Annotated in this window: 16 protein-coding genes; 7 read left to right on the top strand and 9 right to left on the bottom strand. The window is 65.7% G+C overall.

All coding sequences use genetic code 11. The features are described 5' to 3' along the window. Positions 1-2,091 (bottom strand): CHASE3 domain-containing protein (locus N7333_RS10165; RefSeq protein WP_279858790.1); only part of this gene is annotated, 2,091 nt, incomplete at its 3' end. A gap of 143 nt (positions 2,092-2,234) precedes the next feature. Between N7333_RS10165 and N7333_RS10160 the strand changes: the two genes are divergently transcribed. The 3 genes from N7333_RS10160 (at position 2,235) to N7333_RS10150 (ending at position 3,857) form a co-directional block, all read left to right on the top strand. Continuing rightward, the gene (locus N7333_RS10160; RefSeq protein WP_011920483.1) at positions 2,235-2,642 is read left to right on the top strand and encodes a response regulator; all 408 of its coding nucleotides are present in this window, start codon (positions 2,235-2,237) and stop codon (positions 2,640-2,642) included. A 34-nt stretch (positions 2,643-2,676) separates the two neighbouring features. Further along, positions 2,677-3,339 carry a DUF3313 domain-containing protein gene (locus tag N7333_RS10155; protein WP_129483263.1) on the top strand — a complete coding sequence of 221 codons (663 nt, stop codon included), beginning with the start codon at positions 2,677-2,679 and terminating at the stop codon, positions 3,337-3,339. Between the two features lie 113 nt (positions 3,340-3,452). Continuing rightward, positions 3,453-3,857, top strand: a complete 405-nt coding sequence (locus tag N7333_RS10150) for a DUF1330 domain-containing protein (RefSeq protein WP_129483262.1) — start codon at positions 3,453-3,455, stop codon at positions 3,855-3,857. Between the two features lie 3 nt (positions 3,858-3,860). On the opposite strand, the gene N7333_RS10145 is transcribed toward N7333_RS10150, so the two are convergent. Both N7333_RS10145 and N7333_RS10140 read right to left on the bottom strand, forming a co-directional pair. Next, positions 3,861-4,643 (bottom strand): N-acetylmuramoyl-L-alanine amidase, encoded by a 783-nt coding sequence (locus tag N7333_RS10145; RefSeq protein ID WP_096824965.1) that lies wholly within the window; start codon positions 4,641-4,643, stop codon positions 3,861-3,863. Further along, positions 4,640-5,230: a MarC family protein gene (locus N7333_RS10140; RefSeq protein WP_003242182.1), complete on the bottom strand. Its 591-nt coding sequence runs from the start codon at positions 5,228-5,230 to the stop codon at positions 4,640-4,642. The genes N7333_RS10145 and N7333_RS10140 overlap by 4 nt, the downstream gene beginning before the upstream one ends. A gap of 230 nt (positions 5,231-5,460) precedes the next feature. Between N7333_RS10140 and N7333_RS10135 the strand changes: the two genes are divergently transcribed. Beyond that, a complete protein-coding gene (locus tag N7333_RS10135) occupies positions 5,461-6,972 on the top strand; it encodes a nucleobase:cation symporter-2 family protein (protein ID WP_279858788.1) in 1,512 nt (503 codons plus the stop codon). A gap of 17 nt (positions 6,973-6,989) precedes the next feature. Here N7333_RS10135 and N7333_RS10130 read toward each other — a convergent pair whose 3' ends face one another. The 5 genes from N7333_RS10130 to N7333_RS10110 all read right to left on the bottom strand — a co-directional run bounded on the left by N7333_RS10130 (position 6,990) and on the right by N7333_RS10110 (position 11,442). Beyond that, the gene (locus N7333_RS10130) at positions 6,990-8,810 is read right to left on the bottom strand and encodes a GGDEF domain-containing protein (RefSeq protein ID WP_129483261.1); all 1,821 of its coding nucleotides are present in this window, start codon (positions 8,808-8,810) and stop codon (positions 6,990-6,992) included. Positions 8,811-8,815: 5 nt separating this feature from the next. After that, complete coding sequence (locus tag N7333_RS10125) at positions 8,816-9,688, bottom strand: endonuclease/exonuclease/phosphatase family protein (RefSeq protein ID WP_003242179.1); 873 nt, start codon at positions 9,686-9,688, stop codon at positions 8,816-8,818. Between the two features lie 19 nt (positions 9,689-9,707). Beyond that, complete coding sequence (locus tag N7333_RS10120; protein ID WP_003242178.1) at positions 9,708-10,334, bottom strand: thiol:disulfide interchange protein DsbA/DsbL; 627 nt, start codon at positions 10,332-10,334, stop codon at positions 9,708-9,710. A 163-nt stretch (positions 10,335-10,497) separates the two neighbouring features. Beyond that, on the bottom strand, positions 10,498-11,103 hold the full coding sequence (locus N7333_RS10115; RefSeq protein WP_003242177.1) for a c-type cytochrome: 606 nt from the start codon (positions 11,101-11,103) through the stop codon (positions 10,498-10,500). A 48-nt stretch (positions 11,104-11,151) separates the two neighbouring features. Next, positions 11,152-11,442 carry a c-type cytochrome gene (locus N7333_RS10110; protein WP_003242176.1) on the bottom strand — a complete coding sequence of 97 codons (291 nt, stop codon included), beginning with the start codon at positions 11,440-11,442 and terminating at the stop codon, positions 11,152-11,154. Positions 11,443-11,686: 244 nt separating this feature from the next. Here N7333_RS10110 and yihA point away from each other — a divergent pair, with 244 nt between their 5' ends. Beyond that, entirely contained in the window at positions 11,687-12,337 is a 651-nt protein-coding gene (gene yihA, locus N7333_RS10105; protein ID WP_003242175.1) for a ribosome biogenesis GTP-binding protein YihA/YsxC, read from the top strand. 394 nt (positions 12,338-12,731) lie between these two features. Here the strand turns inward: yihA and polA are convergent, their stop codons facing one another. Further along, positions 12,732-15,527, bottom strand: coding sequence for a DNA polymerase I (polA, locus tag N7333_RS10100; RefSeq protein WP_129483260.1), 2,796 nt, complete (start codon positions 15,525-15,527; stop codon positions 12,732-12,734). Positions 15,528-15,745: 218 nt separating this feature from the next. Here polA and N7333_RS10095 point away from each other — a divergent pair, with 218 nt between their 5' ends. Then, positions 15,746-16,030, top strand: coding sequence for a DUF2782 domain-containing protein (locus N7333_RS10095; RefSeq protein WP_011920475.1), 285 nt, complete (start codon positions 15,746-15,748; stop codon positions 16,028-16,030). A gap of 15 nt (positions 16,031-16,045) precedes the next feature. Beyond that, positions 16,046-16,996: a homoserine kinase gene (locus tag N7333_RS10090; RefSeq protein ID WP_129483259.1), complete on the top strand. Its 951-nt coding sequence runs from the start codon at positions 16,046-16,048 to the stop codon at positions 16,994-16,996. The last annotated feature ends 49 nt before the right edge of the window (positions 16,997-17,045 follow it).

Raw genomic sequence — 17,045 nt, 5'->3', positions numbered from 1 at the left:
GCTGACGCCGATGGAGCCGCCGAGCAGGCCGGCCAGATCGCGCGAGATGGACAGCCCCAGGCCGGTACCGCCGTAACGGCGGTTGGTGGTGCCGTCGGCCTGGCGGAAGGCCTCGAAGATCACCTCCTGCTGATCCGGGGCGATGCCGATACCGCTGTCGCTCACGGCAAACGCCAGGGTCTGCTCGTCGTGGCGCGACACGCGCAGGGTCACGCCACCGCGGTCGGTGAACTTGAAGGCGTTGGACAGCAGATTGCGCAGGATCTGCTCGGCACGCTGGCGATCGGTGAACAGCGTCTGCGGCAGCTCGGCCTGGCGCTCGATTTCGAAGCTCAGGCCGCGCTCGCGTGCCAGCGGCTCGAACACGTCGCTCAGGCTCTCGAGCATGCCGGCCAGCGGCGTGCGCTCGGGGCGCACCTCGAGCTTGCCCGCCTCGACCTTGGCGATGTCGAGAATGTCGTTGATCAGGTTGAGCAGGTCGTTACCGGCCGAGTAGATGGACTCGGCGAACTTGACCTGCTCCTCGTCGAGGTTGCCCCGGGCGTTTTCCGCCAGCAGCTTGGCCAGGATCAGCGAGCTGTTCAGCGGTGTGCGCAGCTCGTGACTCATGTTGGCGAGGAACTCGGACTTGTAGCGGCTGGCGCGCTGCAGTTCCTCGGCGCGCTCTTCCAGTTGCGCCTGGATGCGACCGAGGGCGGTGTTGCGCTGGTCCAGCTCGTCGCGCTGGTCGGCCAGCGTCTGCGCCTGCTCGGAGAGCTTCTCGTTGGTCTGTTCCAGCTCGGCCTGCTGGGTCTCCAGGTGGGCCTGGGACTCCTTGAGCACACGGGCCTGCTGCTCCAGCTCCTCGTTGGCGGCGCGCAGTTCTTCCTGCTGGGTCTGCAGCTCCTCGTTGAGCTGCTGGGTGTCGGCCAGCACCTCCTGCAGGCGCTGGCGATAGAGCGATGCTTCCAGCGCGGTGCCGACGCTGGCGGAAATGGATTCGAGAAACTCGCGCTCGCGAGGCTCGAGCACGCGCATGAATGCCAGCTCGAGCACGCCGTTGACGCGATCCTCCGACTGCAGCGGCACCAGGGCGACACTCACGGGCTGGCCATCGCCCAGGCCCGAGGTGACCTTGATGTAGTCTGCGGGCAGGTTGTCCAGACACACCAGGCGGCGCCGCTGGGCGGCCTGCCCGACCAGGCCCTCGCCGCGGTAGAACTCGTCCCTGAGAGCCTCGCCCTCGCTGAAACCATAGCCTGCGATACGCCGCAGGTCGCCGCTGCGGGCATCGCGCTGGTACAGCGCGGCGACCACGCAGTCGAGGTATTCGGCGAGGAATACCAGCGAGCGCTCGGCCAGCTCGTTGACCTGCGGCTGGCCCAGCAGGCGCTCCGACAGTTGCGTCTGTCCGCCGCGCAGCCAGGCCCGCTGATGCTGCTCCTCGGCGTACTCGGCCTGCTTGCCCAGCGCCGCGGAATAGGTGTGCGAAAGGTTCAGCAGCTCGCGCCGGCCGAACAGGGCCAGCAGGGCGCTGAACAGGATGCTGACCACCAGATAGATGCCGGCGCCCCAGGTGGTGGCGCTGCTGACCTGGGCATTGCGGTGCCGGCGCAGGTCACGTTCGCTGCTGATGAAGGCATCCAGCTCTCCGCGCATGCCATCGGTGAGGTTCTTGCCGCGGCCGCTGCCCACCTCTTCGAGAATATCGCGGCCGTTGCGACGGCTGGCGATCACCTCCTGGGCGAAGGCATCCCACTGCGCCTGCATGGCCAGCAGACGCTCGAGGCGCTGCGCCTGGGGCGGATTGTCCTTGACCATGGTGATCATCTGCTCGACCAATGGGCGGTACTTGCCGCGGGCCAGCTCGTAGGGCGCCAGATAGTCCTCGCGGCCGCTGAGCAGGAAGCCGCGCATGCCGGTCTCCAGGTCGAGTGTCAGCTTGTACACCTCGCTGGCCCGGTTCAGCACCTGATCGGTGTGCTCGACCCAGCGGATCACGTTGAGCAGGTAGCCGATCAGCACCGCGAAGAACAGGGCGCTGACCAGGCCCAGACCAAGCGGCAGGCCGACGTTACGGTTGAGAATGCGGCGAAAGCTCTTTTCGTCCATTGCGGACTCGTTCGACACTGGGACGTCCATTCGATGTCTCGCTTCTGCTTATCTATCCTGAAGGCCTGTGGCACACTGACCGCCCGCAGACCCCGAAGTTTGCCAAACATTTGCGTATTCTGCGCGCCGAAACAGAGAGTCCCATGACCGAAACCGGCTCCGCCATCGTCAAGACCATCGTACTGGTCGAGGACGACGACGTCGTTCGCCAGCTCACTGCGCAGGTACTCGAAGAATTCGGCTATCGCGTGCAGGCCCTGCGCGACGGCAGCAGCGCACTGGCACTTTTGCAGAGCGATCAGCCCTGCGATCTGCTGATGAGCGACATCGGCCTGCCCGACATGGACGGGCGTGCGCTGGTCGAGGCTGCGCGCAAGCTGCGCCCCACCCTGCCGGTACTGTTCGCCAGTGGCTACAACGAGCGCGAGCTGCTCGACGAGGTGCGCGCCCGCGATACGGCCGCCGCCACCGACAGCATCGTCAAACCCTACGATCTCACGGTGCTCGCCCGTCGCCTGGAGGAACTGGCGAACAAGCGGAGCGGCATCTAGGCTGGACGCAGATCCCTGGACAGGAGAGTCTGCGATGCGCCGTGCCAACCCGCTTTGCCTTCTGTTTGCTGGCTTGCTGCTGAGCGGTTGCGCCAGCCAGACCACCAGCCCCACGCAGTTTTCGGGCTACCTCGCCGATTATTCGCAGCTCCAGCCAGCCACCTCGGCCACCGGCGCGCCCGTACTGCGCTGGATCTCGCCGCAGTTCAAGGCCGAAAGCTACAGCGCGGTGTACATCGAGAAACCCACCTTCCATCCCCAGCCCGTGCCCAACGAGCAGATCAGCGCACAAACCCTGGAGGAGGTGCGCAATTACCTGCATCAGGCGTTGATACGCGAAGTGCAGGGGCGCATGAAGGTGCTCAGCGAACCGACCATGGACAGCCTGGTACTGCGCAGCGCCATCACCGGCGTGACGGTGGCCACCGAGGGGCTCAAGGCCTACGAGGTGATCCCCGTCGCCCTGGTCGTGGCGGCTGCGACAACCGCCGCGGGCACGCGCGACCGCGACAGCGAGATCTTCATCGAACTGGAGGCGCTGGACGCCCGCAACAGCGAGCCGATGGTCCGGGTGGTGCGCAAGGGCCATGGCCTGACGCTGGAAAACAGCAGCACCCAGCTCACGCTGGATGACCTCAAGCCGGTGCTCGACAGCTGGGCACGGGACGCGCGGGACTTCCACCCTGGGTTGCGCTGACCGACTGCCGCGCTCAGCCGCACGGATCGTGCGGCATCAGGGGTATCGATAACCCTTGCCGCCGCCCGGCGGCAAGGCCAGGCTCGGCGCAACACCACAAGCAAGGACCTGCCATGCCCAGCATCGATCCCAGCCGAGCCGATCTGGCCGAATTCGCCACGCGCATGCCAAGCGACACGCCGATCCTGATGCTCAACCTGTTGCGCTTCAACGACCAGGCCGCGTATCCCGCCGACAGCGCACATGCGCCCTGCAGTGGCCATGACGCCTACGCCCGCTACAGCCGCACGGCACTGAGCAAGGTACGCGGCGTGGGTGGCGAGGTGCAGCTGCTGGCCAATGCCCACATGGCCCTGATCGCGCCGGCCGGGGAGCACTGGGACCAGCTCGTGCTGGTGCGCTATCCCTCGACCGCCGCCTTTCTGAGCATGCTGGCCGACCCCGAATACCAGGCCGCCACCGTGCACCGCAGCGCGGCGCTGGCCGATTCGCGCCTGATCGGCACGACACCTGCCTGAGCGCTAACCCGCCGCCTGCTGGTTGAGCACCAGCAGCCGCGCTGCGGTTTCGGCGTCCGGCTGGCCATCGTAGTTGGCCGGGCGGTACTTCATCTGGAAGGCGGCAATGACATTGCGCGTGGCTTCGTCCAGCTCGCCATGCCGGGGCACGGTGTAGCCCTGCTGCGCCAGCTGCTCCTGGAACCACTCGATGCCGGGCAGGCTGATGGCGAACAGCGCCTGCTGCCGCGCCACCCGCGCCTCGTCCGGCCAGGGCACCAGGCCTTCGTCAGCCAGCCGCTTCCAGGGGAACAGCGGCCCTGGATCGACCTTGCGCTGCGGCGCCACGTCGCTGTGGGCGATGATCGAGCCCAGCGGCAGCTGGTGGCGCTGCACGATGTCCTTGAGCAGCACGATCAGGGTGTCGATCTGTTGCGGGGCGAACGGCTGCCAGTAACGACCGGCCGGGGTCTCGTAGTACCCCTGGTTGACCAGCTCGATGCCGATGGTCGAAGCGTTGAGCCAGGTCCGCCCCTGCCACTCGCTGACGCCGACGTGCCAGGCGCGGCGATTCTCGTCCACCAGGCGGTAGACGGTCGGCGGCGCGTCGCCGATCAGGTAATGGCTGCTCACCTCGGTCTGCGTCAGCAGATTCAGCGAACGCTGCAGATCGGCCGAGGTGTAGTGCAGCACCACGTACTGCACGCGGCTGTTCTGCCCCGTTGCGGTGTGGCTGTCGTCGATGCGCAGCCCGCCGGTGCAACCGGCGAGCAGGACAAGAAGCAGGGCAAGGCTGAGAGACTTCATGCGTGACCGAATACGCTCTGCAGGTTGTCCAGCAGCATGTCGACGCTGAGCATGATCAGCAGCATGCCCATCAGTCGTTCCACCGCCATCAACCCGCGATTACCGAGAAAACGCTGCAGGAACGACGCCTGCAGCAGGATGAATGCCGTCGCCGCCCACGCCAGGATGACCGCCAGGTAAAGCTCCCAGAGCGGCCCGGTGTGAGTGTTGCGCAGGGTCATCAGCACTGCCAGGGCCGAGGGCCCGGCCACCGCCGGCGTGGCCAGCGGCACCAGCATCGGCTCGCCATCCGGCACGTCGCCGAGCAGGCCCTGCGGGCTGGGAAAGATCAGGCGCATGGCGATGACGAACAGGATGATACCGCCGGCAATGGCGGTTGCCTCGCGCGACAGCCCGAGGCTGGAGAGGAATTTGTCACCAAAGGTGAGGAACAGCAGCAGCAGGCCGAGGGCGAACAGCAGCTCGCGCGCAGCGATCCACAGGCGTCGGCGCGGCGCGACGTTCTTCAGCGCGGCGATATAGATGGCGATGTTGCCGAAAGGGTCGGTGACCAAAAAGATCAGCACGGCGATGCTGAAGATGTCCATGGGCGTCTCCGATGACAGGGACGCATAGTCTAGGGCCTGAGGGGGCATCCCAGCGAGCCGGCCGCCAGGTCAGGTTGCAACGCGGACTCGGTACCGGGGCATTTTTGTGACCACCTCCAGGCAAAGCGTTCCCGAAGCGCTCGCAGAAAGAAATGTATACAAAGCTGTAGCCAATATAGCCATTAAGTGTCTACAGTACGCACACAAGAACAACAGCGAGTAGCTTGCCCATGACCTCCACCCCTCAGCGCCCCGAGGACGAGAACCTCGGTATCGGCTCCAATCTTCTCTACGGCCTGCAGCACGTACTGACCATGTATGGCGGCATCGTCGCGGTGCCCTTGATCGTCGGTCAGGCGGCCGGCCTGTCGCCTGCGGACATCGGCCTGCTGATCGCCGCCTCGCTTTTCGTCGGCGGCGCGGCCACCCTGCTGCAGACCCTGGGTCTGCCCTTCTTCGGCTGCCAGTTGCCGCTGGTGCAGGGCGTGTCCTTCGCCAGCGTCGCCACCATAGTCGCGATAGTCGGCGCCAATGGCGGCGAAGGCGGCCTGCCGGTGGTGTTCGGCGCGGTGATAGGCGCGGCGCTGATCGGCCTGCTGATCACGCCGGTGTTCTCCAAGATCACCAAGTTCTTCCCCCCGCTGGTGACCGGCATCGTCATCACCACCATCGGCCTGACGCTGATGCCGGTGGCCGCGCGCTGGGCCATGGGCGGCAACAGCGCCGCGGCGGACTTCGGCAGCATGGGCAACATCGGCCTGGCGGCCTTCACCCTGGCCACGGTGCTGCTGCTGAGCAAGGTCGGCAGCGCCACCATCTCGCGTCTGTCGATCCTGCTGGCGATGGTCATCGGCACCCTGGTGGCGCTGGCCTTCGGCATGGCCGACTTCTCCCGGGTCGGCGAAGGCCCGGTGCTGGCCTTCCCGGCGCCGCTGCACTTCGGCATGCCGGTATTCGAGGTGGCGGCGATCGTCTCGATGCTGATCGTGGTAATGGTGATCCTGGTGGAAACCTCGGCCGACATCCTCGCGGTGGGCGACATCATCGATACCAAGGTGGACTCCAAACGCCTCGGCAACGGCCTGCGCGCCGACATGATCGCCAGCATGGTGGCGCCGCTGTTCGGCTCCTTCACCCAGAGCGCCTTCGCCCAGAACGTCGGCCTGGTGGCCGTGACCGGGGTGAAAAGCCGCTACGTGGTGGCCACCGGCGGCCTGATTCTGGTCACCCTCGGCCTGCTGCCGATCATGGGCCGGGTCATCGCCGCGGTGCCGACCTCGGTGCTGGGCGGCGCGGGTATCGTGCTGTTCGGCACGGTCGCTGCCAGCGGTATCCGTACCCTGGCCAAGGTCGACTACCGCAACAACATGAACCTGGTGATAGTCGCCACCTCGGTCGGTTTCGGCATGATCCCCATCGCCATGCCGAGCTTCGACCATCACTTCCCGGCCTGGTTCGAGACCATCTTCCACTCCGGCATCAGCTCGGCGGCGATCATGGCGATCCTGCTCAACCTGCTGTTCAACCATTTCACCGCGGGCAATTCCGACCAGCAGTCGGTGTTCGTGGCCGGTACCGAGCGCAGCCTGCGCTATCGCGACATCGCCGCCCTGCATGAGGGCGACCATTTCATCGGCGGCAAGCTGTATGACGCACAGGGCAACGAGGTGCCGCTGCAGGACGAGGAAGAGGCCCACGGCAAGACGCAGACCAGACGGCAGGCGGCCTTGGCCGACCACTGAGGCGGCAGCGGCGGGCCTCAGCCCAGTTCGACGCGATTGCGCCCGTTGCCCTTGGCCCGGTACAGCGCCTGATCGGCACGCTCGAATACCGCCTCGGCGCTCTCGCCGTCGCGGAATTCGGCAAGGCCGGTGGAGAGGGTGATGGTCACCGGCTCGCCCTTGAAGTGAAACGGACAGGCCTCGATGGCGGCGCGCAGGGTTTCCAGCAACTGCATGCCACCCTCCAGCGGAGTGGCCGGAATCAGCAGCACGAATTCCTCGCCACCGAAACGGGCGATGAAGTCGGTCTTGCGCAGGCGCTTGTGCAGTTCGCCGGCGATGATCTTCAGCACCCGGTCGCCGGCCAGGTGCCCGTAGCCGTCGTTGATGCGCTTGAAATGGTCGACGTCGAGCACCGCCAGCAGCAGCTCCCCGCCGTAGCGCGCGCGGCGAGCCACTTCCAGCTCCAGGCGCTCGCTCCAGGCCGCCCGGTTGGGCAACCCGGTGAGCGGATCGAGCAGGGACTTCTGCCGCTGCTCCTCGATGTGTTCGCGAAACTGCTGCGCCTCGCGCTCCATGTCGGCGACACGCTGCACCAGTCCCTGCAGGCGCTCGGCCACTTCCTCCTCGCGACTGTCGCGCTGGCGCTGATGCACGCTGACGCTCTGCAGCAGACCGTCCAGGCGCTGCTCCAGCGCCTGCTTGAGTGCCTCCAGATCGGCAGCCTCCTGCACGCGGTTCTGCAGATCGGTGACCTGGTCGCGCAGCTCCTGGTTGAAGCTGCGCGCGCTTTCCACCGACGCGCTGTAGCCTTCGTGCGCCTCGCTGAGGGTGCCGAGGAAGGCTTCCAGCCGCTCGTTGAGCTGCTTGAGGTAGCCGGCGAATTCGCGCTGACCGCTGTCGGTCACGGCCAGCACCAGCACCGCCAGGTCATCCAGCACCGGCACCAGTTCGTACCAGTTCAGGCCACCTTCCAGGCGCAGACGCAGGGCTTCGCCCTGCGGCCGATGCCGGGCCGGCAGTTCGAGCTCATCGAGCAGGCTGCGCAGGCTGCTGGCGATATGCGGCGCCACGGCGCTGTAGCCCGGCTCGCTGGTCGGCAGCGAGAAGGGGCTATCCTCATCCTCGGGCTGCGGCACCAGGCCGGGCGGCAGCGGCAGGCTGTCCAGCGCCGCCCGCGGCGCCAATGACGATCGTGCAGGCGCGGCAGTACTGAGTGCGGCGGCAGGCGCGGGCACCGGTGCGGCCGGCGAGTCGAGGAGTTCGGCGGCGATCTGCTGCGTCTCGCCAGCAGCGGCAGCCACCTGTTCGGCCGGTTGCGCCTGTTCGGCGGCATCGCCACGACTGCCGAACAGACGCTGCAGCAACCCCGGCTGTTCCTGGGCCGGCGCCTGCAGCACGGTCAGCGCCTGTCCCTGCAGGTTGCGCAGCTGGCTGAGCAGCGCCGGCAGCTGATGCTGCTGACCCACGGCGGCCTGCAACTGCTTGCCGAGGCTCTTCAGCGCCTTGCGTACCTCGCGCGGCGGCTGCAGGCGCTGCAGCTGCTCGACCAGGCCGGCCAGCGCCGCCGTCGCCTCTTCGGCGCGCTGCTGGCGACGCTGCTCCGAATCCAGTACGGCCCTTTCCAGGCGCGGAATCAAACCGCCCAGCGCGGCATCCATGTCGTCGCGGCGCAAGATGTCGCGCATCTCCTGCATGCACTGGTCGACCGCCTTGTCCGCCCCCTCGGCGGCCAGGCTGCTGCGCACCAGGCCACGGCGCAGCAGATCCAGGCGCAGCTCCCAGCGCCGCTCGAGCTTTTCCTGCTGCTCCAGGCTGCTCAGGTATTTGTCTTTCCAGCGTTGCGCGTCATCGCTCATACGACTTACTCAGGGGATGGCGTCTTCAGCATAGGCATTGGCGCAGCATTCTGAGCGCCCGGCAGACGGATTTCCACGGCCACCGGCAGGTGGTCGGAAATCGGCTGGCTGAGCACGTCGACGCGCCCCAGTTCGAGTTCGGAACTGAGCAGGATATGGTCCAGGCAGCGCTGTGGCCGCCAGCTGGGGAAGGTCGCTTCGGCCTGCGGGGCGATCAGGCCGAGATCGCGCAGCGGCGAGTTCTCCAGCAGGTCGACGGCATGGGTGTTCATGTCGCCCATCAACACCAGGTGGCGGAACTCGCCGACCCGCTCGCGGATGTAGGCCAGCTGCCGGGTACGGGTACGCGCGCCCAGGGCGAGGTGCATCATCACCACGCACAGGGCGTGTTCGCCCTCGCCCAGCTGCAGGAAAATCGCCCCGCGCCCTGGTGGCCCCGGCAGCGGGTGATCCTCCAGCAGGGTCGGACGCAGACGGCTGAGCACGCCGTTGCTGTGCTGGGCGAAGCGCCCGAGGTTGCGATTGAGCTGCTGATACCAGTAGGGAAAGGCGCCCTGCTGGGCCAGATATTCCACCTGATTGACGTAGCCCGAACGCAGGCTGCCGCCATCGACCTCCTGCAGGGCGACCAGATCGAAGTCGGCGAGCAGGTCGCCGATGCGCTGCAGATTGCCGGCACGTCCGGCATGCGGCAGCAGATGCTGCCAGCTGCGGGTCAGGTAGTGATGGTAACGCTGGGTGTTGATGCCGACCTGCACGTTGAAACTGAGCAGACGCAACAGGCCGTCGCTGGGCCATTCGGCGTTGGGCTGGCAGTGCGGGTTGACCCGTGGGTCGCACAGGCCAACCGCACGAGTCTTTCGCCAGCGGCGCAACATGCTCGGCGCCCGCGGCCGCTTAAAGCGCGGCGCGCTCCTTGGCGATCAGGTGGTCGGCGACCTCGAGGGTCTGCTGCGGGCCACCGGCCGAGCCCAGGTCGAAGCGGTACTTGCCGCCGACGATCATCACCGGCACACCGGTGATCTGGTAGGCCATGGCCAGCTTCTTGGCCTTTTCCATCTGGCCTTTGACGGCGAAGGAGTTGAAGGTCTTGAGGAAGGCGTCGCGATCGACACCCTGGGTGGCGACGAAGTCGGCGAATTCCTCGGCGGAGCCCAGCTTCTTCTTCTCCTGGTGGATGGCGGTGAACACGGCGTCATGCACCTTGTGCTCGACCTTCATCATTTCCAGGGTGATGAACGCCTGGCCGTGGACGTTCCAGATACCGCCGAACAGGGCGGGGATGCGCACGAAGTTGACGTCGTCCGGCAGCTTCTCGACCCAGGGGTTGAGGGTCGCTTCGAACTGGTAGCAATGCGGGCAGCCGTACCAGAACAGCTCCACCACCTCGACCTTGCCAGGCTTGGACACCGGCACCGGGCTCTTCAGCTCGACGTACTGCTGGCCAGCCACCGGCTCGGCATGAGCGGTGATCCCGAACAGGCTGCTGATGGCCAGAGCGGCGCCGAGAATCAGGTTACGCATGGGGTACTCCTTGGTAGTAGGCATCGCCTCGTGGCGAATCGCTAGTAAGACCGGATGACACGAGGCAGGTTCCGGCCATTGTAGCCGCGGCGCAAATGAAAAAGGGTGGCCGCGGCCACCCTTTGTCTTACCAACTGCAACAGTGGTCGCTTGCAACAACCGCTTAGTGCAGACCCTGGATGAAGCTGGAAACCGCCTCGATATCCTTGTTGCTCAGCTTGGCAGCGATGGCACGCATGATCATCGCGTCGCCGTCGTTGGTGCGGTCGCCCTCGCGGAAATCGGTCAGCTGCTTGGCCACGTAAGCGGCGTGCTGGCCACCCAGCTTCGGGAAACCAGCGGCGGCCAGACCGGCACCATCAGGCGAATGGCAACCGGTGCAGGCCGGCATGCCCTCTTCCAGCTTGCCGCCGCGGAACAGCGCTTCGCCGCGCTCGACCAGCTTCGGATCGGCAGCGCCGACGCTCATCTGCTGGCTGGCGAAGTAGGCGGCGATATCGGCCATGTCCTGATCGCTGAGGTTGTCCAGCATGCCGGTCATCTCGACCACCGGACGCGCACCGGACTTGATGTCGTGCAGCTGCTTGAGCAAGTAGCGCTCGCCCTGACCGGCCAGCTTGGGGAAGTTTGGCGCGGGGCTGTTGCCATCGGCACCATGGCAGGCACCACAGACAGCGACTTTGCCCTGACCGGCTTCGGCATCGCCAGCAGCCTGTGCCACGCCGGTGAGGCCCAGGGTCAACAGCAGACTCACGAGTACTTTGTTCATCAGCTAATCCAATTACGGCTAAGAGAGAAGGTTATCGGGCGGGCCCACTCATTCGGTCATCAGCTTGATGACCGCCTGGTAGTCCTCTGCGGTGCAGTCCATGCACAGACCGCGCGGCGGCATGGCATTCAAACCATTGGTGACGCTCTCCACCAGTGCATCCATACCCTTGGCCAGACGTGGTTCCCAGGCGGCCTTGTCGCCCTTGAGCGGCGCGGTGGGAATCTGGCCATTGTGGCAGACGCCACAGGAGCGGTCGTACACGGCTTGTGGATCCTGAGCGGCATGGCCATTGAAAGACAACATCAAAACGGCAGCCGCGAGCAGCATTTTCTTCATCAGATCGACCTCATCAGGGAGGGAAACGTCCTGCCTTCTATCGAGCAGAGCCTTTGATCGTTCCCCTTAATCGGGTTCCTGCGGGTGGGACAAAGCGCACACAAAATCTGCGGCATTATATACTGGCAACGCTGAAACGGAAACGACGCCGCTTGCCGCGCCCCCCGGCGTGCCGCAGGTGCGCGGAAATGTCGCAAGTCCTCGTACCGCTGAACGGGAATCGAGGCACCCACCGGATACCCCCATGCTCCCGAAGAATCCCATCATCGGACTGTGCCAGCAGGCCAGCTTCCTCATCAGTGCCGCCAAGGTCGATCAGTGCCCCGAGGACAGCGGCCTGGAAGTGGCTTTCGCCGGCCGCTCCAACGCCGGCAAGTCGAGCGCGCTGAACACCCTGACCCATGCCAGCCTGGCGCGCACCTCGAAAACCCCGGGTCGTACCCAGCTGCTCAATTTCTTCCGCCTGGATGACGAGCGCCGCCTGGTGGACCTGCCCGGCTACGGCTACGCCAAGGTGCCGATCCCGCTCAAGCAGCACTGGCAGAAGCACCTGGAAGCCTACCTGGGCAGTCGCGAGAGCCTCTGCGGCCTGGTGTTGATGATGGATATCCGCCACCCGCTGACCGAGTTCGACCGGATGATGCTGGACTGGTCGGTGGCCAGCGGCATGCCGCTGCACATCCTGCTGACCAAGGCCGACAAGCTGGCCTTCGGCGCGGCGAAGAACGCATTGCTCAAGGTGCGTCAGGAAATCCGCAAGCAGTGGGGCGAGGGCATCAGCATCCAGCTGTTCTCGGCGCCCAAGCGCATGGGCGTGGAAGAGGCACAGATGGTACTGGCCGGCTGGCTGGACCTGTTGCCGCAAGAGGATGAAGAAAGCGCCGAGGAGGCCTGAAGTAGGGTGCGCTGTGCGCACCGAGACCGTAGAGAGTATCCGGTGCGCACAGCGCACCCTACGGAACTGTAGCCGCCCTCTCCCGCTAGGGGAGATCACCATCTGAATGCGCGTACGGCACTTTTCTGCAGGCAAAAAAAACCCCGAGCTTCGTATGGGGAGGGAGAAGTTCGGGGTTTAAGGTCTGAACCGCTAGGGCGGGGTTCAGATGTCTGCCAACACTTAACACAACAAAGGAGCATTGAAGGGCTTTGCGGCCATTCATGAGCTCTGACCGGGCGGCGCCGCGGAAAGTTCATCGCCTTCTTAAAAACCATTTGCCATAAGAAAGCGTCGATTCAGCCCTCAAGACCATAAGCCAGAGCTGCCGCGGCCTCGCGCCGCTTCGCGCGGGTCAATGCGCTTCGTCCCAGTTGGCGCCTACGCCGACTTCCACCAGCAGTGGCACATCCAGCTGCGCGGCCCCACCCATCAGCACCTTGAGCTGGGCGCCGACCTCTTCGAGCAGATCCTCGCGAACCTCGAGAACCAGTTCGTCGTGCACCTGGAGAATGATGCGGGCGTCGATGCCGCTGCCTTGCAGCCAGTCATCCACAGCGATCATCGCGCGCTTGATGATGTCCGCCGCAGTGCCCTGCATCGGCGCGTTGATCGCCGCGCGCTCGGCGCCCTTGCGCATGGCCTGGTTCTGCGCGTGGATCTCCGGCAGGTACAGGCGGCGACCGAACACGGTCTCCACATAGCCCTGCTCGGCAGCCTGCGCGCGGGTGCGCTCCATGTAGCTCAGCACGCCGGGATAGCGCGCGAAGTAGCGGTCGATATAGGCCTGCGCCTCCTTGCGCTCGACGTCGATCTGCTTGGCCAGGCCGAAGGCGCTCATGCCGTAGATCAGGCCGAAGTTGATGGCCTTGGCCTTGCGCCGCTGGTCGCTGGTCACCTCCTCCAGCGCCACGCCGAACACTTCGGCGGCAGTGGCCTTGTGCACGTCCAGATCATGGCGGAAGGCGTCGAGCAGGCCTTCGTCCTTGGCCAGGTGGGCCATGATGCGCAGCTCGATCTGCGAATAGTCCGCCGCCATCATCTTGTAGCCCTTGGGCGCGACGAACGCCTGGCGAATACGCCTGCCCTCGGCGGTGCGGATTGGGATGTTCTGCAGGTTCGGGTCGCTCGACGACAGACGGCCGGTCGCCGCCACCGCCTGGTGGTAGCTGGTGTGGATGCGCCCGGTGCGCGGGTTGATCTGCTCCGGCAACTTGTCGGTGTAGGTGCTCTTGAGCTTGCTCAGGGAGCGGTACTGCATCAGCACCTTGGGCAGCTCGAAGTCCTGCTCGGCCAGCTCGGCGAGTACTGCCTCGGCAGTGGAGGGCTGGCCCTTGGCGGTCTTGCTGATTACCGGGTAGCCGAGTTTTTCATAGAGGATCACGCCCAGCTGCTTGGGCGAGGCCAGGTTGAATTCCTCGCCGGCGATCTCGAAGGCCTTGCGCTCCAGTTCCACCAGTTTTTCGCCCAGCTCGACGCTCTGCTCGCCGAGCAGCTTGGCATCGACCAGCGCGCCGTTGCGCTCGATGCGCGCGAGCACCGGCACCAGCGGAATTTCGATCTCGCGCAGCACCTTGGCCAGTGACGGCACGGCCTCAAGCCTGCCCCAAAGCTCCTGGTGCAGGCGCAGGGTCACGTCGGCGTCCTCGGCGGCGTAAGGGCCGGCCTGCTCCAGGGCGATCTGGTCGAAGGTCAGCTGCTTGGCGCCCCGGCCGGCGATGTCCTCGAAGCGGATGGTGCTGTGGCCCAGGTATTTCAGCGCCAGGCTGTCCATGTCGTGGCGCGTGGCGGTGGAATCGAGCACGTAGGATTCGAGCATGGTATCGAAGGCCACGCCCTGCACGGCGATGGGCGTGCTGGCATTGGCCAGGACGTTGATGTCGTACTTGGCGTGCTGGCCGACCTTGGCCTTGGCCGGGTCTTCGAGGATCGGCTTGAGCGCCTTGAGCACGGCGTCGCGGTCGAGCTGCTGCGGCACGCCCATATAGCTGTGCGCCAGCGGCACGTAGGCAGCCTCGCCGGCCTTGACCGCGAAGGACAGACCGACCAGCTGCGCCTGCTGCGCGTCGATACTGGTGGTTTCGCTGTCGAAGGCGATCAGCTCGGCCTGCTCCAGCTTCTTCAGCCAGGCGTCGAACTGTGCCTGCTCCAGCACCAGCTCGTAATCGCCGGCGCCCATCGGAGGGGTCTCGGACGCTTGCTCGGTTGCCAGCCCGGCAGGCTCGGCGAACAGGTCGCCGGCCGGCACGGCGGCCTTGGCGGCCAGGGCCTTGTTCTGACGCAACAGCTCGTCGAGCCAGGCCTTGAATTCGAGCTCGCCGTACAGCTGCACCAGGGTCGCCTGATCCGGCTCGCCCGGGTGCAGCGAATCGATCTCGATGTTCAGCGGCACATCGGTCTTGATGGTGGCCAGCTGGTAGGAGAGATAGGCCATCTCGCGGTGTTCCTCGAGCTTGGCCGGCAGGCTCTTGGCGCCGCGGATCGGCAGCTCGGGCACCTTGTCGAGGTTGGCGTAGAGCACGTCGAGGCCACCGCCGACGCCGACCAGCAGGCCCAGCGCGGTCTTTTCGCCTACACCGGGCACGCCGGGGATGTTGTCGACCTTGTCGCCCATCAGCGCCAGGTAATCGATGATCAGCTCGGGACCGACACCGAATTTCTCTTTCACGCCATCGATGTCGTAGACGCTTCCGGTCATGGTGTTGACCAGCGTAACGTGCGGGCAGACCAACTGCGCCATGTCCTTGTCGCCGGTGGAGATCACCACGTCGCGCTGCTGCGCCGCGGCCTGGCGGGCCAGGGTGCCGATCACGTCGTCGGCCTCGACCCCCTCCACGCACAGCAGCGGCAGGCCCAGGGCGCGTACGCTGGCGTGCAGCGGCTCGACCTGCACGCGCAACTCGTCCGGCATGGACGGGCGGTTGGCCTTGTACTCGGCGAACAGCTCGTCGCGGAAGGTACCGCCCTTGGCATCGAAGACCACGGCGAAGGGGCTGTCGGGGTACTGCTTGCGCAGGCTCTTGAGCATGTTCAGCACACCCTTCACCGCACCGGTAGGCATGCCCTTGGAGGTGGTCAGCGGCGGCAGGGCGTGGAAGGCGCGGTACAGATACGAGGAACCGTCGACCAGAACGAGGGGAGCTTGGCTCATGCGCGGGATCAACCTTTTCGGCGGGTGCGGCGCTAACAGGTAGTTGAAAAACGTAGGCGAGGCAGCCAGTGCAAGGCAAAAACAGGCGAGGAAGCGGAGTTTACGAGCTGTAAATGAGCATTCTGAGCCTGTTTTTAACGCAGCAATGGCAACGCAGGTAGTTTTTCAACGGCCTGTTAGAATGACCGCATCATTGAAAAATAAGGAGCAAGGTTACCATGGGTACAGCCAAACGCCTGTTGCTGGTCGGCCTGCTGGCCTGCCTTCCGCTTGCCGCGCACGCCGATGACCCGGTGTCCGGCGACCCGGACGTGACCATCCGCCAGGATGGCGACCGCACCATCGAGGAATACCGCGTCAACGGCTTCCTGTACGCGATCAAGGTGATCCCGAAGAACGGCAAGCCCTACTTCCTGGTGCGCGCCGACGGCAGCGACGGCAACTTCATACGCTCGGACGACCCGGACATGCTGATCCCGTCCTGGGAAATCTTCAGTTGGTAACAAGGCAGTTCTGATATGTCGGTATTCACCCCCCTGGAGCGTCACGAGCTCGAAGTCTTCCTGGCGCCCTACGGGCTTGGCCGGTTGCGTGACTTCCAGGGCATCGCTGCAGGCAGCGAAAACAGCAACTTCTTCGTCAGCCTGGAGCAGGGCGAGTACGTTCTGACCCTGGTCGAACGCGGCCCGGTGGCCGACCTGCCGTTCTTCATCGAACTGCTCGACGTACTGCACGACGCCGGCCTGCCCGTGCCCTACGCCCTGCGCACGCAGCAAGGCGAAGCGCTGCGCAGCCTGGCGGAAAAACCGGCGCTGCTGCAGCCGCGGCTGGCCGGCAAGCATGTGCGCGAGGCCAACGCGCACCACTGCCAGGAGGTCGGCAGTCTGCTGGCACGCATCCATCTGGCCACCCGCGATGCACCCATCGAAAGACGCAGCGATCGCGGCCTGGACTGGATGCTGGCCGAAGGCCCGAGCCTGGCCCTCAAGCTCGACGAGCAGGCGTTGCCGCTGCTGCGCGATGCGCTGGCCGAGATTGCCGAATTGAAGCCGCGCATCCTCGCCCTGCCGCGGGCGAATCTGCATGCCGACCTGTTCCGTGACAACGTGCTGTTCGACGGCAACCACCTGGCTGGCGTGATCGACTTCTACAATGCCTGCTCGGGGCCGATGCTCTACGACCTGGCGATCACCCTGAACGACTGGTGCTCGCACGAGGATGGCAGCCTGGACGGCGCTCGCGCCCGCGCGCTGCTCGGCGCCTACGCGGCGCTGCGCCCCTTCACCGCCGCCGAGGCCGAGCTGTGGCCGACCATGCTGCGCGTGGCTTGCGTGCGCTTCTGGCTGTCACGCCTGATCGCGGCCGAGTCGTTCGCCGGGCAGGAAGTGCTGATCCACGATCCCGCCGAATTCCAGCGGCGCCTGGCGCAGCGCCAGCAGGTCAATCTGCCGCTGCCATTCGCGCTGTAGGGTGCGCCGTGCGCACCAATACCAATGCCTTCGAGTACTGGCCGGTGCG

The organism is Pseudomonas sp. GD04158, assembly GCF_029834875.1.
Classification (GTDB): Bacteria; Pseudomonadota; Gammaproteobacteria; order Pseudomonadales; family Pseudomonadaceae; genus Aquipseudomonas; species Aquipseudomonas hydrolytica.
The sequence above is the reverse complement of the archived record's forward strand: the minus strand, read 5'-3'. Positions and strand labels throughout refer to the sequence as shown.

Coding starts and splice junctions, on each gene's coding strand:
- N7333_RS10160 (WP_011920483.1), top strand. CDS start 2,235: ATGACCGAAACCGGCTCCGCCATCGTCAAGACCATCGTACTGGTCGAG.
- N7333_RS10155 (WP_129483263.1), top strand. CDS start 2,677: ATGCGCCGTGCCAACCCGCTTTGCCTTCTGTTTGCTGGCTTGCTGCTG.
- N7333_RS10150 (WP_129483262.1), top strand. CDS start 3,453: ATGCCCAGCATCGATCCCAGCCGAGCCGATCTGGCCGAATTCGCCACG.
- N7333_RS10145 (WP_096824965.1), bottom strand. CDS start 4,643: ATGAAGTCTCTCAGCCTTGCCCTGCTTCTTGTCCTGCTCGCCGGTTGC.
- N7333_RS10140 (WP_003242182.1), bottom strand. CDS start 5,230: ATGGACATCTTCAGCATCGCCGTGCTGATCTTTTTGGTCACCGACCCT.
- N7333_RS10135 (WP_279858788.1), top strand. CDS start 5,461: ATGACCTCCACCCCTCAGCGCCCCGAGGACGAGAACCTCGGTATCGGC.
- N7333_RS10130 (WP_129483261.1), bottom strand. CDS start 8,810: ATGAGCGATGACGCGCAACGCTGGAAAGACAAATACCTGAGCAGCCTG.
- N7333_RS10125 (WP_003242179.1), bottom strand. CDS start 9,688: ATGTTGCGCCGCTGGCGAAAGACTCGTGCGGTTGGCCTGTGCGACCCA.
- N7333_RS10120 (WP_003242178.1), bottom strand. CDS start 10,334: ATGCGTAACCTGATTCTCGGCGCCGCTCTGGCCATCAGCAGCCTGTTC.
- N7333_RS10115 (WP_003242177.1), bottom strand. CDS start 11,103: ATGAACAAAGTACTCGTGAGTCTGCTGTTGACCCTGGGCCTCACCGGC.
- N7333_RS10110 (WP_003242176.1), bottom strand. CDS start 11,442: ATGAAGAAAATGCTGCTCGCGGCTGCCGTTTTGATGTTGTCTTTCAAT.
- yihA (WP_003242175.1), top strand. CDS start 11,687: ATGCTCCCGAAGAATCCCATCATCGGACTGTGCCAGCAGGCCAGCTTC.
- polA (WP_129483260.1), bottom strand. CDS start 15,527: ATGAGCCAAGCTCCCCTCGTTCTGGTCGACGGTTCCTCGTATCTGTAC.
- N7333_RS10095 (WP_011920475.1), top strand. CDS start 15,746: ATGGGTACAGCCAAACGCCTGTTGCTGGTCGGCCTGCTGGCCTGCCTT.
- N7333_RS10090 (WP_129483259.1), top strand. CDS start 16,046: ATGTCGGTATTCACCCCCCTGGAGCGTCACGAGCTCGAAGTCTTCCTG.